The sequence below is a fragment of the Novosphingobium beihaiense genome (assembly GCF_022832375.1).
GTDB classification, from domain to species: domain Bacteria; phylum Pseudomonadota; class Alphaproteobacteria; order Sphingomonadales; family Sphingomonadaceae; genus Novosphingobium; species Novosphingobium beihaiensis.
The window spans coordinates 114,724-127,862 of sequence record NZ_JALHLG010000007.1; the positions used below are offsets into that span (position 1 = coordinate 114,724).

Here is a 13,139-nt window from a genome sequence, read left to right on the forward strand (position 1 = left end):
TTTCGGATCAGAAGTTGATGGTCGCGCCGACGAAAACCGTGCGCCCCAGCGCGTCGTAGACGCCGGGATAGGTATTGCCGTTGCCGAACACCTGCAGCAGCCCGGCCGAAAGCGCCGGTGGATCCTTGTCGAACAGGTTGTTCACGCCCGCGCGCAAGGTCAGCCGCTTGTCGATGGTCTGGGTCAGCGACAGGTCGAGATAGTTGTAGGCCTTGATCTTGCTGTTTACGACCGTTTCCGGTGCCTCCAGCAGCGTATTGTCGGTCAGGCTCGACAGTTTGGTGCCGCCGATGTGACGCCAGGACAGCGAAACCACGGTATCGCTTGGCGCCGTCCAGGTGAAACGCGCAACGTGGCGCCATTCGGGCGAGGGCTGGCCGCAGGTATATCCGAACAGGCCCGTGCAATCGTAGGATCCCAGCCCCGGAACCGGCTGTGAGACCTGATTGATGAGGTACGTGCCCACGACCCCCACGTTGATGCTCCCGGCCTTGCCGATATCGAAGGTGTAGTCTGCATTGACGTCGATACCGGAGGTCTTGAGGAAGCCCGTGTTCATCGTCGTCGAGACGATGTAGCCCGCGTTCTGCCCGAAAATCGCGCCCGAGCGGGAGTCGCGCTGGAACAGCCCGCAGAAGTACGGATCGCCGGTTCGTGCGCACTGGCCAATGATCAGCGAAGGTGCGATCGAGCCGATGTAGTTCTTCACCTTGATGTTGTAATAATCGATCGAGAGCGAGAAACTGCGCAGGAACGTGGGCGTGATGACGACGCCCACGGTGTACGTATCGGCGGTCTCGGGCTTGAGCGTGAGGTTGCCGCCGCTCAGTGCCGAGCACGTTGCCGCCGGGCACTCGACGATATGGCCATACTGTGCCGAAGTCGCGCCGGTGAGTTCGCAGATATCGAGCGGAGCGGTGGGATTCGCGCCCGCACAGGGATCCTGCGCCGCGACGTTTCCGACCGTCTGTGAAGCAAACAGTTCCTGCACGTTCGGCGCGCGGATGGCGCGGTTGTAGCTGGCCCGGATGCGCAGGTCGTCAACCGGTTTCCAGCTCAGCTCGCCCTTGTAGGTCCACACGTTGTAGCTGGAACCGAAGCCGGTCGAGTCCTGCTTGTTGTCGTAGGACGAATAGCGCAGGCCGCCGTTGATCGTCAGCGAGCGGAAGAAGGGCTTGTCCTCGATCAGCGGCACTTCGATTTCGCCGTACAGCTCGGTCACGCTGATCACGCCGTCGGAATTGACGGTGCCGTTCTGCTGGGCGATTTCGTCGGCAGTGAACTTCAGCGCTTCGCGGCGGCGCTCGGCGCCCAGCGCGATGGCGACGCCGTTGGTGGCCCAGGGCAGTTTCACGCCCAGCTGGCCAAGGTCGCCGGTCAGGGTGCCGGAGAACACGCTGAGCGAATTGCGCGAGGCGGTGTTGCTTTCGCCGAAGAGGTATGCCGCCTGTTCGGTGGTCACGCCGCCGGCCTGGAACACGTTGACGGGAATGCAGTCGGGATCGGTGCCGTCGATGGCGGCGCGGCAGGTCGGCACGCCGTTGACGTCGATGGCGTTGAGCGCAAGGCCTGCCTTCACCTGATTCACGTCGTTGAGGTAGGTCTCCTTGTACTTGACCAGCGCGTACATGTAGTTGACGTCGTAGCCGAACCCGCTGCCCAGATCGCCGCGCAGGCCTGCGGTGTAGCGGAAATCGTTGAAACGCAGGTTGTCCCGGCGCGGGGCGATGTCGGTGCGGTAGGATACCAGCGAATCTTCGGTGGTATCCGTACCGGCCGCATTGCCGCAGATCGCTTCGAGCTGGCTGGCGCTGGCATAAGGGTTGTTGCACGATACCGGGAAGGCCGTGCCCAGCCAGATCGCGGACGGCGCGACCTGCGAGAACGTCTTGTCGTGCATGTACATGAAGCTGCCGTAGAGTTCGGCCGCGTTGCTGATTTCGAAGTGGGTGAAGCCGCCCGCCGTGATGCGCTGGTCAGAGCGCTGGAAATAATTGTCCGGCGCGTAGTTGTAGGCATAGGTATTGTCGTAAGGCACCAGCGCGCCCGGCTGGGTGCGGCTGTTCACCAGCGTCTGGCCCTGAAAGGCGCTGTTGCTGGACAAGGGCACGAAGGAGCCGAACGGCGTGTTGCTGGAACCGCCGCAGAACAGTTCGGTGCCGTTGTTCTGATCCTGCAGCGCGCATGAGGACACGTCACGGGTCGACTGGCGGACCGGGCTGAAGCTGCGATAGCCGCCATAGAGGGTAAGGTTGCCGCGGCCGCCGGCGAAGTTCTTGCCGGCCGCAACCGTGATGTCCTGCTTGCCGCCGTCGATCACCGAACTGGGAGCGGGATCGTAGCCGTGCGTCGTCAGCAGCTCGCGCATGGCGGAATTGTTGTTGTTATGCTGGGCGAAGCCGGTCTGCATGTCGACGCGCACGCCGTCCAGATCCTTCTTCAGCACGAAGTTGACGACGCCCGAAACCGCGTCCGAGCCGTAGACTGCCGAAGCGCCGCCCGTCAGCACATCGACGCGGTCGACCAGGCTGCTGGGCACGAAACTGAGGTTGACCGCCTGCGAAGGCATCATGCGCTGGCCGTCGATCAGCACCAGCACGCGGTTCGAGCCGAGATTGCGCAAGTTGATCTTGGAGGTGCCGTCAGAGCCGTTGGAGACATTCTCGTTCGCATCGGCGGTGAACTGCGGCAGGCGATTGAGCACCTGCTCGACGGTTGTCGCGCCCTGATAGCGGAATTCGTCCGAGCCGACGACGGTCTGCGGGCTGCTGCTCTGCACGTCCGCGCGCTTGATGCGAGTACCGGTGACGATGATGTCGTTCGCGGATGCGGCCTCGGCTCCAGATGCCGGCAGGTCCTGTGCCTGCGCGGTCCCGGCGGCCAGCGCCGTGAGCGCGACGGCGCAATATAGCTTTCGGTGGTGACCCCTCATCGATGTGACTCCCTTGTTGATCGGACAAGGATGCGTCATCTAGTCAGACAAGTCAAATATCGTATACGAAATATCATAAATTAATGGTAAGGTGGCGGATTTCCGGGCTGTACTCGGATTTCGTCTGGCCGCTGGGTGCCGATGGGAAAGGCCGTTTGTAAATCGGCGTGCGAATGGTGCCCCCCAGCCCTGGCTCGGTGATCGGCGCCCAATCGGGGAGTACTCTCCAGGTCATCTATTGTCGTTTGCGATTGAGGCAGGAGACGAGGCGGAGGAAGGCAAGTTCAGTTACGATCGCAAGGTTCAGCCGAAGCCCAAGCTCGGTCCCCACATTACCGAACTCAAGCGGTTACTGGTGGAGAACGAACGCAAGCCGCGCCGCGAACGGCTGACGCGGATCCGGCTGTTCGAGGTGCTGCGGGCGCAAGGCTATGAAGGTGGCTACGACACCGTTCGCCGCCATGCCCGCCGCTGGCAGCGCGAGGAAGGATGATGGAGCGCCATGAGATCATCGGCCTGATGGCCGAGTTGAAGTTCGCCGGCATGCATCACGCCTATGACGAGATCATTGCCGACGCCCTCAAGCGCCAGCATCCCGTTCAGAACGTCGTTGGCGACCTGCTGAAGGCCGAGGCCGCCGAGAAGCACGCCCGGTTCCAAAATACCAGATGACCGCGTTCAAGCTGCCGCTTACCCGCGAGCTCGACGGCTTCGAGTTTACCGGCACGCCGATCACGGTCCCCGTTCGCGCGCCGATTGACAATCCGGACTTATCCGTGAGCCGCTTCCGGTGATCTTATGAGTTGCTCAAGCGTAACTGCGTAGTGCCGAGCCGCCTGTTCGATCTGGAATTTCTCCAGATAGCATTGATAGGCGGTTTCTCCCATGGCGGCACGCTGCTCAGGCATGAGTTTCAGAAATTCACCGAGCTGTGCCGTGAAACTCGCGATATCGTCGGAAGAGGCCAAGCCGCTACCGCTATCAACCACTTCCCGCCAGATGTTGATCTTGGAACTGATCAGGACTGGGCGCTGGCAGGCCATGGCTTCCGCGACAACCACACCAAAATTCTCCTGATGCGACGGTAAAACAAAAGCTTCGCACTGCCGAAACGCACCCCATTTCCCGTCTCCGCTCAACATACCAGTCCAATGAACCCGGTCGGTAATACCGAGCGAGCCGGCTAGCTCCTCAAGCTCGCTGCGCCAGCCAACTTGATCTGGCCCCGCGAAAACTAGGTCAAGATCCGGATATTTGTTCGCAACGGCAGCAAACGCCTCCAAGGCGATGTCGCACCCCTTCTTGGGGTGAAGGCGCCCCAGAAACAGAAGATACGCCCGATCACGAACACCCGGAACCAGATCAAAAAAAGCGGCTGCCTGCCGTCCTATCTCCTCGGCAGGTGGGGGCGCTATTCCCAGTCGCACCAGAGCCTCTTTGAATTTGTATCCCCAAAATGTTCCGCGTGCGCGGAGTTGTTCATCCTTCGCTGTGAACAATACGGCACGGGCGTTGGCAAGGGCACGCCCTTCGGCAACAAGCCAATAAATTTGCTTGGCAAGATGCTTGAGGGGAAACGCCTGCTTGAACCATGGGTCAAGCATGCCGTGGACAAAAACAAAATAGGGTGTCGTCGGCGCGGTGTTCGCCGCCACGGCAACTGAAGTGTAGTTCCAAAGTCCGTTGGCAACGACAGCGTCGAAATGCCCAGTATTCGCTTTCAGCCATGGTCCCAGCTTGCGGCAATATTGATAGGGCTGGGTCCCTGGCCCCAAGGCATGCACTTGGAAGCCAAAGTCATCAAGCCAAGGGGCATCTGGCGTATCCGCCGTTGCGATCTCCGTCTCGTGTCCTAGGTCCTTCATGGCATGAGACATAAGTCTGACGGCCTCGACGACTCCACCATGTTGAGGATTCACGCTGCCAATGACTTGAAGAATTCGCATATGCAACAAGGCTATATGCACTTTCGTGGCAGTATGCCATTCAAAATGGGCGGCGATGGCGTTGAATATCTGAATTCAAAGCCGATCCAGAGCGCTATCTACGGGAGGCTATCCAGCACGACCGAATTGTTTGGTTCCTGCATTTGATGGTGCATCATCCATGCAGGAATGGAAGGATGCGCTATGGGGCCGGTTCTACACGGGAGGGCCCGCACGACAGAGGCGGTCCGTCGAGCGATACAACAAGTCAAGAGAGTCTGAGGGTTCTGTCGAAGCGCTACGGGATCAGCCGGTTGCCAGAGGTGACCGGCGACAGGGAACCCAAGAAGAAGTTCAAGACCTGTCGACCGGCTACTTCCACATCGACATTGCTGAAGTGCGCACCGCCGAAGGCAAGCTCTATCTCTATGTAACCATCGATCGGACCAGCCAGTTCGCCTTCGTCCAGTTCGTCACCAAGACTGGTAGAACATCGGCTTCTGCCTTCCTGGTCGCCCTGATTGAGGCCGTGCCCTACACGATCCACGCCGTGCTCACCGATGATCCTGTCCTGAGCGAAGCCGAAGGGGACATCCAGTTCACCTTCCCGCCGCGTTATGCCGATGGTCCCACCGCCACCTATATGACCCATATGTTCGACATGCGCTGCCGCGAGAACGGGATCGAGCACAGGCTTACCAAGATCAAGCATCCATGGACCAATGGCCAGGTCGATCGGATGAACCGGACGATCAAGGAGGCAACGGTTATGCTGCGAACCGATGAATGGCAGCACATGATCGACAGAACACCCAGCTTCATTTGTGAATCGGACGTTCATGCGATTGACGGATCATCAGGTTCTGTGTTTAGCCTCCGCCATGGAGGCATTTACGGAGAAAATTTCCGAGGCGCTCAAGCCCGAGGCGCGAGAGGCCAGTGGTTCACGTGCCGGGTGCGCAAGCTCTCGTGGACCAAGTGGACTTCCGGTGCATTTGGAATTGCTCCTGCGTCATGTGCTGGGGATCCCGAACGGACGCGAGCCCGATCTGGAGACCCGTCTCGATGGCGAGCAATGGCGTGCTTATGCGAATGCGGCTAATCATCACTATGTGAGTGCCCTTGTTGCGGGCAAGGCCGACATGTCCAGGCACGACGGCAAGCCCACCATCGATCCTGAAGCCCTCGACATGCTCGCAATGCAGGTGAAGCGGTCTGCCTATTCGGTCCTTGTCGTTTCAGCCGCGCTGCGCCGACTTCACCGCGACTACTTGGTGCCGTTAGGCATTCGCTATGCGACCTTCAAGGGGGTGACCCTTGGAAAAACGTATTACGGATCGCTCGCGCAACGTCCCTGCCGGGATCTCGATATTCTGGTAGACCCGAGCTCGACGGAACTCTTGGTCGAGCAGCTCCTCGACGCGGGATACCGCTTTGGTGCCAGGGATGCGAACGAGAGCGCTTCAGCCCGGCCGGACGCTGTTCGCAAGGCCCTTGTCACGCGTGCGCGCGAATTCACGCTCATTGATCCGGCAGGTGGAATAATCGACGTGCACACTTCGCTTGATTTGTCGTGTGGCAGTCTCGATCCCGCGCGCGTGTTGGCGGATTGTGATATCTGTGCGATCAGTGGCGAAGATTATCCGGTTTTGAAGACTCCAGACCTGTTTACCTATGTCTGCTACCATCATGCCCGTCATCGCTATTCACGTTTGCACTGGCTGGCTGACATCGTGACGATTCTGAAGCACCCCAGCTTCGATGCAGACCTAGTGCGGCAGACAGCACGCGCGGAAGGATTCGGGCGCCTTGTCGAGGCTTCTATGGCGATGCCGGCCTACCTTGAGGCCCGCCTAGAAGGACGGGATCACGACAAGGTTGATAGCCTAACCCGGATGCTCGGTGAAGCGTGCCTGCAGTATCTCGATCCAGCCGAGCCGGGGCCCGAAGTAGTGCGCAGTGAAGGGCAGGTCCGGTTGAACGACCGCGTTGCGTACCTAATCGATATGGTCCGGTGGGACTGCAGTCTGCGCGATGGGATCTGGGCCATTGCCCAGGTCCTGCTCTGGAAGCTCAAGCCCAACCACGCGGACATGGCGGGACTGGAACTGCCACGCGCAGTGCGGGGCCTGTACTGGCTCACTCGCCCTTTCCGTCTAGCCATCAAGATTGTCCGTCCTGACTGGCGAAGCCGGTAAGCACATGTTCTCGTCAACAGAGGCAGAGTCGATAGGTGGGGCTATGGCGTGGCCCAGGTTGACCTTGATCTACGCTGATCGGCCCCCATCGAGTGGTCCGGTTTGATTGTTAGTGCATTGTTGCCTCCGGCGCCATGGCCGGCCGTAGGTGGAGCGTAGTGGAACCGGAGGGCGGCCATGGCGGCATCGCCGTTTCCGGGGCCGGTGGGCGATAGCTCAGTGAGCTATGCGGCCTGACGGTGTTGTATGCCTACGCCATGCTTCGATCAGGATACGGGCTTCGGCCAGGGTGTAGAAGATCTCCCCGTTGAGCAGCTCGTCGCGCATCGACCCGTTGAAGGACCCGCAGTAGCCGTTCTTCCATGGGCTGCCCGGTGTGATGAAGAGCGTCTTCACACCGATCTTCGTCAACCACTGCTGTACGGCCTTGGCGATAAATTTAGGGCCATTATCTGACCTGATATGTGCCGGAGGACCGCGCGTGACGAACAGCTCAGCCAGCGCCGCCAGCACATCCTCGCTCCTGAGCCGCCGCGCCACCGGCAGGGCGAGGCATTCCCGGCTGGCCTCGTCGATGATCGACAGGATGCGGAACTTCCGGCCATCGTGAGTACGCCCCTCGACGAAGTCGTAGGACCACACATGCCCTGGATACTCGGGTCGCAGCCGGATACACGATCCGTCATTGAACCAGAGCGTGAGCGCTTCGGCTGCTTTTGCGGCACCTTGAGCCCCTCGCGCCGCCAGATGCGCTCAACCCGCTTGCGGTTCATACGCCAACCGGCATCGCGCAGCAAAGCCGTCACCCGGCGATAGCCGTAGCGGCCATGTTGCCGGGCCAAGGCGATAATGTCCTCGGTCAGCGCGGCTTCGTCGTCCGCCCCGCGGGGCACCTTGCGCTGTGTCGATCGATGCTGTGCAAGCACACGGCAAACCCGCCGCTTGGAGACAGCCATCATCCCACGGATGTGATCGGTGCAGCGCCGTCGGCGCGCGGGGCTCAGTAGTTTCCCCTGGCGGCCTCCTGTAGGATCAGCTTGTCCAGAGTCAGGTCCGATACCACCTGCCGAAGCCGGGCATTCTCGCGCTCCAGGTCCTTCATCCGCCGCGCCTGATCCATCTTCAAGCCGCCATACTCCTTGCGCCAGCGGTAGTAGCTCTGTTCGGTAACGCCGATCCGACGACACGCATCGGCAACTGTCCCGCCCTGCGCAAGTACGATCTCCGCCTCACGCAGCTTGCCTATGATCTCCTCCGCCGTGTGCTGGACGTCGCCACGCGGCTGATCCGCACGATCTTTTGATGCTTGGTGCCCAAGCGCAGTTCGGCCGCATTGAAGATGCGATCGACGACATAGAAGTGGGCCTTCACCCGATAGTTGACCAATTGCGTTTCCCCTTTCTCATCGACCAGGAAGAGGGGAGGCGCGTCATCGGCCACCAGGCTGGCGGGGAATTCGATGAAGGTCTGACTCCCGTCATCGAAAGCCCTCAGCGGGCGCCAGGTCGGACGATCCCCTGAAATGGCGTAGTTGAAATGGAGGTCTTCAACGGAAATCCCCGCGGCGACGGGTGCTGCCGCTGTGGCGGCGGCTTCGGCCCGCTTGACCGCCAGGAGTTCGTCCTCGGGATAGGTCCAGGACAGTGCGGCCATCGCAACCCTGGCCGCGCTGGTGAGGGAGATGTGATAGCTGTGCCGGTCGGTGGTGATGACAAGGTTGGTCGCAAGGCCCGACGTGAACGGCTTGACCAGGATATGTGTGCGTTTGCCTGGACCGGTTCCGCTCGCCGTGTCGCCGATTACCCAGCGCGCGGTGTCCCCGCTCGCGACGGCGATCAGGGTTTCGCCGGGTTGCAATGCAATGTCCGTAACGCGCTCGGGAGCGGTGATGACATGATAGATTGCGCCCTGCGCGAACGGATAGACGGCAACGGCGTTGTTGAAGGCGCCGGTTGCCGGGCCGACAGTGGCGGCACGATTGGCCGCTGTTATCGCCAGTTGGTCTGGGCCGGAATTTGCAGCGGCCGCATGTCCGGTATCAATCGAGAGAAAGAGGCACGCGGCGAGCAGCACCGGCCTGGTCGGGGAAGAGATCATGGTTGTGTCTCCGTGGGCGTTGTTTGCGGGAACCCGGCATTCGTGCCGGACGGGATCATGGCCGAAGAACCAGCAGGTGGAGTTTGCTGGGATGATGCCGGTGCCGCCGGTTCGATTTCGCGGCTCCAGTCGATCGCATCGACATAGATACCGAGCGGATTCCTGCGCAGCGCATCGGCCGATTTCGGCGGGCGGGTCAGAATTGTCAGGATGCCGGTCCAGTGCGCGGTTCCCGCCTGGATGCCGCGGTCATAGGCAGTCTCCGCCCACTTGATCTGGAACGATCGATCCGAGGCGCGTACGACGCTCGTTACCTGCACTGAAACAGTGTGCTCGCCGATCCTGGCGAAAGGGTCGGTAGCGCGCGCATAGCCATCGAGGAAGCGCGCGCCCCGCCGCGTCGTGAAATCGTAGGCGGAAAGCCAGTCCTTGCGCATCAGGACCGGGTCGAGCGAAACCGAACGAACATTTTCGATGAATTTGGCAAGGTGCCAGGCGATCTGCGGATCGCTCGGCCTGTAGGCGCGCTGCGCCTCCGACACCGCCCGGGCTTCGCCCAGGCGGTCGACCTCGACGACATAGGGCGTGACCCGGCTCTGCAGCGACTGCCAGACCAGCGCGCCGGCCATGCCGCAGCTCAAGGTGAATGTTCCGAAGGCCATGAGCCGCCAGTTTCGAGCCTGCACACGAGCGGATCCGATCCGCTCGTCCCAGACTTGCCCGGCCCGCTGGTAGGGCGTTTCCGGCTCGGGCGTGCGTCCATAGCGCTGGACGGCGCGTTTGAAGATCATCGCTCAGTCCTCCTTTTCCTTGATGTCGGGTGTGGCGGACGCACCGCCGCGATCGCCGTCCTTGAGCGTTTGCAGCGCAACGTGGCGGTGATGACGCGCATCCTGCTGTCGGCGCAGTGCCAGCGCCCAGGGCGGCGCGGAGTGACCGGCCCCTTCGGATGGGCGGGCGTTCGTGCCGGTGCCATGGAGCGCAAACCATGCGGTATCGCGGCCCTGTTCGGCGGCTTCGCGCAGGCCAAGGCCTGAGGCAGCCTTCTGGCGGACCGCTCCGGCGGCGGCCTTGGCCATGCCGCCAAAACCGGACCGCATACTGGAAGACCCTGCCGCCGTTTGTCCGAGTTCGTAAGATGCTGCGGCTGCCGAACCGAGGGTCGTACCCGCCCGGATCGCACCGAGCGCAGATCCTCCGGCCAGGCGGGCTGCTCCGATCGCCGCGCCGCCGCCCGTGGCGATCGCTCCGGCCGCGCCGATCGTCGTCCCGAGGGCTGCACCGGCGCCGAGCTGCGGAGCACCGGCGACCAGGCCCGAAGCGATGCCGGGGCCGAAGATGCCCAGGCCGAACAAGGCGAGGCTTGCCAGCACCAGGCTCATGGCCTGACCAATGTTCGGTTCCTGCCCCTGCAAGGCCGAAGTGAACTGGGCGAAGAAGCTGGACCCGATGCCGACTATGACCGCCAGCACCATGACCTTAATCCCCGAACCGACGACGCTGCCGAGCACCCGCTCGGCAAGGAAGCTGGTGCGGTTCCAGAGCGCGAAGGGTACGAGGATGAAGCCGGCAAGCGACGTCAGTTTGAACTCGATGATCGTCACGAACATCTGAACGGCGAGGACGAAGAAGGCGAGAATGACGATCAGCCACGCGATCAGCAGCACCGCGATCGTCAGGAAATTGTCAAAGAAGCTGGTGAAGCCAAGAAGCTGGCTCGCCTGCTGGAGCAGGGGCCAGGCGGCGGCAAAGCCGGTGCCCGCAAGCCGCCCCGGTTTCAGCAGGTCGGCTGCTGACAGGGCTGCGCCTCCTGCCGTCAGACCTGCTTACGCAAAGGACCGGAAGATCAGGTCGGCAAGTGTCGAAAAGCTGTTCAGGATGAAGGCGAAGGCGCCGACATAAAGGATCTTGCGGATGAACCGGCCAAGGACGTTGTCTTCGCCGCCCATGGCCCAGAACAGTCCTGCAAGCGTGATGTCGATGCCGATCAGCGTTGCGGTGAGGAACCGGACGTCGCCGCCAAGGAGCCCAAATCCACTGTCGATGTAGCGGATGAAGGCCGTCATGAACTGGTCGATGACATTGAGGTCGTTCATGCTGACGAGATCCTGTTGAACGCGGGCGCGAGCGGATCATGTTTCAATTGCGTACCAGACTCCGGCAGGTGAAGCGTCCGTTGACATCGGACGAGCAGAGCTGGCGGTTTGCTGGAGACAAGGACTACCGCCTTGAGCTCGTCGAAACCGACAATCTGATCTTCGAAGTGAAAACCTGGCTGCCCGGCGGTCTGCCATGCAAATGGCAAGATGGACGCAAAGGCCGGATCGAGGCGCTTGCTGGCGACATCGTCGCGACCATGCTCGCTGCCTTTCCGCTCATGGACGTCAGGAGGCAGAAGGAAGAGGAGCAGGAACGCCTGCGGCGCGAAGAAGAGCACAGGCGTCATCAGCGGGAGCAGTAACGCAAGCTCGAGCGCAACCGCTTCAGGCGGCTCGTAGAACACGCCGGTCAGTGGCGCGAGGCCGAACTGGCCCGAAGCGCGCGCCGTCTCGCACGATCCGCTGGAGGGGGATCCGCTCGATGTCTTTGCATCGATCGCCAAAGTGACCACCTGGACCTATCGTGATCCGTGAGCACGATCTTCGCTCAGCCCCGTGCGAAATTGGGTTTCAGCACTTTGGCGCCGTCGCGCAGATGCTCGAGCTGATCGGACCAGTGCTGCTATAGGCCCGGCGGACGGCATTGGTGTCCATGTGCGCGAGTTGGCGTTCGATGGCATCCGGATTGAACTTTCCCGTCTCGTTGAGCAGGGGGGGGGCTGCCATGGCGCGAAACCCGTGCGCCGTCATCTGCTTGGGCCCGAAGCCGAGAACTCTCAGCGCGGCATTGACCGTGTTTTCCGACATCGGTCGGCGCGGCGAGCGGAACGAGGGGAAGCAGTACCGTCCCGTGCCGGTCAGGTCCCAGAGCTGCTCGAACAGCGCGGTTACCTGGCGCGACAGCGGAACCCGGTGCGGCCGGCGCATCTTCATTTTCTCGGCCGGGATATTCCAGAGCGAGCGATCGAAGTCGAATTCGCTCCACTCCGCCTGACGCAGTTCGCCGGGCCGAACGAAGAGATGCGCGGACAGTCGCAGGGCAAAGAGGGTGATGGCATGACCCGTGTACCCCTCGATCGCGCGCATGAGTTCACCTGCGCCTTTTTCGGTGGTGATGGCCGCCAGATGCTTGGCCTTGGGCACTGTGAGCGCGCCGCGCAGGTCGCGCGCTGGATCGTGTTCGGCCCGGGTCGTGGCAATCGCGTAGCGAAACACGCGGCTGAGCACGCTGCGCATGCGCCGGGCACTTTCATAGCGTCCCGTCGCCTCGATCGAACGAAGCACGCCGAGCACTTCTTGCGCGGTGATCTTTGCGACCGGCCGGTTGCCGATTTTGGGGTAGGCCTTTTCGAGCAGCCAGCGAATCTTGCTCAGCGTGATTTCCGCCATGCCTTCGCGTTCGTTCTTTGCCACCCATTCCTCGGCGACCAGCTTGAAGCTGTTCTCCTCGGAGATCTTTTCGCGGGCTGCGGCGAGCTTCTTTTCGTGCGAGGGATCGAGGCCCGCCGCTATCAGCTTGCGGGCTTCATCACGCTTCTCACGAGCGTCCGCGAGACCGAGGTCCGGCCATTGACCGAGCGAGAGCGTCTTCTGCTTGCCGAGCCAGCTGTAGGTGAGGCGCCAGAGCTTCGAGCCGTTGGGTTTGACGTAGAGATGCAGGCCACCGCCATCGAACAACTTATAGGGGCGTTCCTTCGCCTTGGCGCTGGACACGGTGGTCGCGAAGAGGGTGTGCATATGGGTATCGCCTTGCCAAAGGGCGGAGAACGATACCCATCAGGATACCCATTTTGTTCCCGGTTGGTGCCGTATTCGCCCGGATGTCGTCGGACGCTTATAGCACAAAAAATGGCGGAATTCAGCCACTTCCTGGACGTCAGTGGACGTC

The 13,139-nt window shown here is 61.6% G+C and carries 9 protein-coding genes and 4 pseudogenes; 5 read left to right on the forward strand and 8 right to left on the reverse strand.

Going from position 1 to position 13,139, the window contains the following annotated elements:
- Nucleotides 1-7: 7 nt before the first annotated feature.
- Nucleotides 8-2,932 carry a TonB-dependent receptor gene (locus MTR66_RS07470; RefSeq protein WP_243919321.1) on the reverse strand — a complete coding sequence of 975 codons (2,925 nt, stop codon included), beginning with the start codon at nt 2,930-2,932 and terminating at the stop codon, nt 8-10.
- A 238-nt stretch (nt 2,933-3,170) separates the two neighbouring features.
- Here MTR66_RS07470 and MTR66_RS07475 point away from each other — a divergent pair, with 238 nt between their 5' ends.
- From MTR66_RS07475 to MTR66_RS21180, 3 genes are read left to right on the forward strand one after another with little or no spacing between them, the layout of a single operon-like run.
- Nucleotides 3,171-3,425 carry a hypothetical protein gene (locus MTR66_RS07475; RefSeq protein WP_243919323.1) on the forward strand — a complete coding sequence of 85 codons (255 nt, stop codon included), beginning with the start codon at nt 3,171-3,173 and terminating at the stop codon, nt 3,423-3,425.
- Nucleotides 3,425-3,604: a hypothetical protein gene (locus tag MTR66_RS07480; protein ID WP_243919329.1), complete on the forward strand. Its 180-nt coding sequence runs from the start codon at nt 3,425-3,427 to the stop codon at nt 3,602-3,604. The genes MTR66_RS07475 and MTR66_RS07480 overlap by 1 nt, the downstream gene beginning before the upstream one ends.
- The gene (locus MTR66_RS21180) at nt 3,601-3,726 is read left to right on the forward strand and encodes a hypothetical protein (protein ID WP_268740347.1); all 126 of its coding nucleotides are present in this window, start codon (nt 3,601-3,603) and stop codon (nt 3,724-3,726) included. The genes MTR66_RS07480 and MTR66_RS21180 overlap by 4 nt, the downstream gene beginning before the upstream one ends.
- On the opposite strand, the gene MTR66_RS07485 is transcribed toward MTR66_RS21180, so the two are convergent.
- Nucleotides 3,703-4,878: a glycosyltransferase gene (locus tag MTR66_RS07485; protein WP_243919655.1), complete on the reverse strand. Its 1,176-nt coding sequence runs from the start codon at nt 4,876-4,878 to the stop codon at nt 3,703-3,705. The two genes, MTR66_RS21180 and MTR66_RS07485, sit on opposite strands and share 24 nt — an antisense overlap.
- Before the next feature lie 183 nt (nt 4,879-5,061).
- Between MTR66_RS07485 and MTR66_RS07490 the strand changes: the two are divergent.
- A pseudogene (locus tag MTR66_RS07490) lies at nt 5,062-5,626 on the forward strand (transposase family protein); the annotation flags it as partial.
- A 112-nt stretch (nt 5,627-5,738) separates the two neighbouring features.
- On the forward strand, nt 5,739-7,055 hold the full coding sequence (locus MTR66_RS07495; RefSeq protein WP_243919330.1) for a nucleotidyltransferase family protein: 1,317 nt from the start codon (nt 5,739-5,741) through the stop codon (nt 7,053-7,055).
- A 109-nt stretch (nt 7,056-7,164) separates the two neighbouring features.
- Here the strand turns inward: MTR66_RS07495 and MTR66_RS07500 are convergent.
- From MTR66_RS07500 to MTR66_RS07525, 6 genes and pseudogenes are all read right to left on the reverse strand, one after another.
- A pseudogene (locus tag MTR66_RS07500) lies at nt 7,165-8,304 on the reverse strand (IS3 family transposase).
- Nucleotides 8,298-9,152, reverse strand: a complete 855-nt coding sequence (gene trbG, locus MTR66_RS07505) for a P-type conjugative transfer protein TrbG (protein ID WP_243919331.1) — start codon at nt 9,150-9,152, stop codon at nt 8,298-8,300. The pseudogene MTR66_RS07500 and the gene trbG overlap by 7 nt, the downstream one beginning before the upstream one ends.
- Nucleotides 9,149-9,943, reverse strand: coding sequence for a conjugal transfer protein TrbF (trbF, locus tag MTR66_RS07510; RefSeq protein WP_243919332.1), 795 nt, complete (start codon nt 9,941-9,943; stop codon nt 9,149-9,151). Before trbF ends, trbG begins: the two co-directional genes overlap by 4 nt.
- A gap of 3 nt (nt 9,944-9,946) precedes the next feature.
- A pseudogene (trbL, locus tag MTR66_RS07515) lies at nt 9,947-11,248 on the reverse strand (P-type conjugative transfer protein TrbL).
- Nucleotides 11,245-11,754, reverse strand: coding sequence for a hypothetical protein (locus tag MTR66_RS07520; RefSeq protein ID WP_243919333.1), 510 nt, complete (start codon nt 11,752-11,754; stop codon nt 11,245-11,247). Before MTR66_RS07520 ends, trbL begins: the two are co-directional and overlap by 4 nt.
- Nucleotides 11,755-11,798: 44 nt before the next feature.
- Nucleotides 11,799-12,988: pseudogene (locus tag MTR66_RS07525) on the reverse strand (tyrosine-type recombinase/integrase).
- Nucleotides 12,989-13,139: the final 151 nt, after the last annotated feature.

Bases quoted from the DNA above. Each gene is read 5' to 3' on its own strand.
- MTR66_RS07495 (WP_243919330.1), top strand. From the start codon at position 5,739: ATGGAGGCATTTACGGAGAAAATTTCCGAGGCGCTCAAGCCCGAGGCG.
- MTR66_RS07485 (WP_243919655.1), bottom strand. From the start codon at position 4,878: ATGCGAATTCTTCAAGTCATTGGCAGCGTGAATCCTCAACATGGTGGA.
- trbF (WP_243919332.1), bottom strand. From the start codon at position 9,943: ATGATCTTCAAACGCGCCGTCCAGCGCTATGGACGCACGCCCGAGCCG.
- MTR66_RS07470 (WP_243919321.1), bottom strand. From the start codon at position 2,932: ATGAGGGGTCACCACCGAAAGCTATATTGCGCCGTCGCGCTCACGGCG.
- MTR66_RS07480 (WP_243919329.1), top strand. From the start codon at position 3,425: ATGGAGCGCCATGAGATCATCGGCCTGATGGCCGAGTTGAAGTTCGCC.
- MTR66_RS21180 (WP_268740347.1), top strand. From the start codon at position 3,601: ATGACCGCGTTCAAGCTGCCGCTTACCCGCGAGCTCGACGGCTTCGAG.
- trbG (WP_243919331.1), bottom strand. From the start codon at position 9,152: ATGATCTCTTCCCCGACCAGGCCGGTGCTGCTCGCCGCGTGCCTCTTT.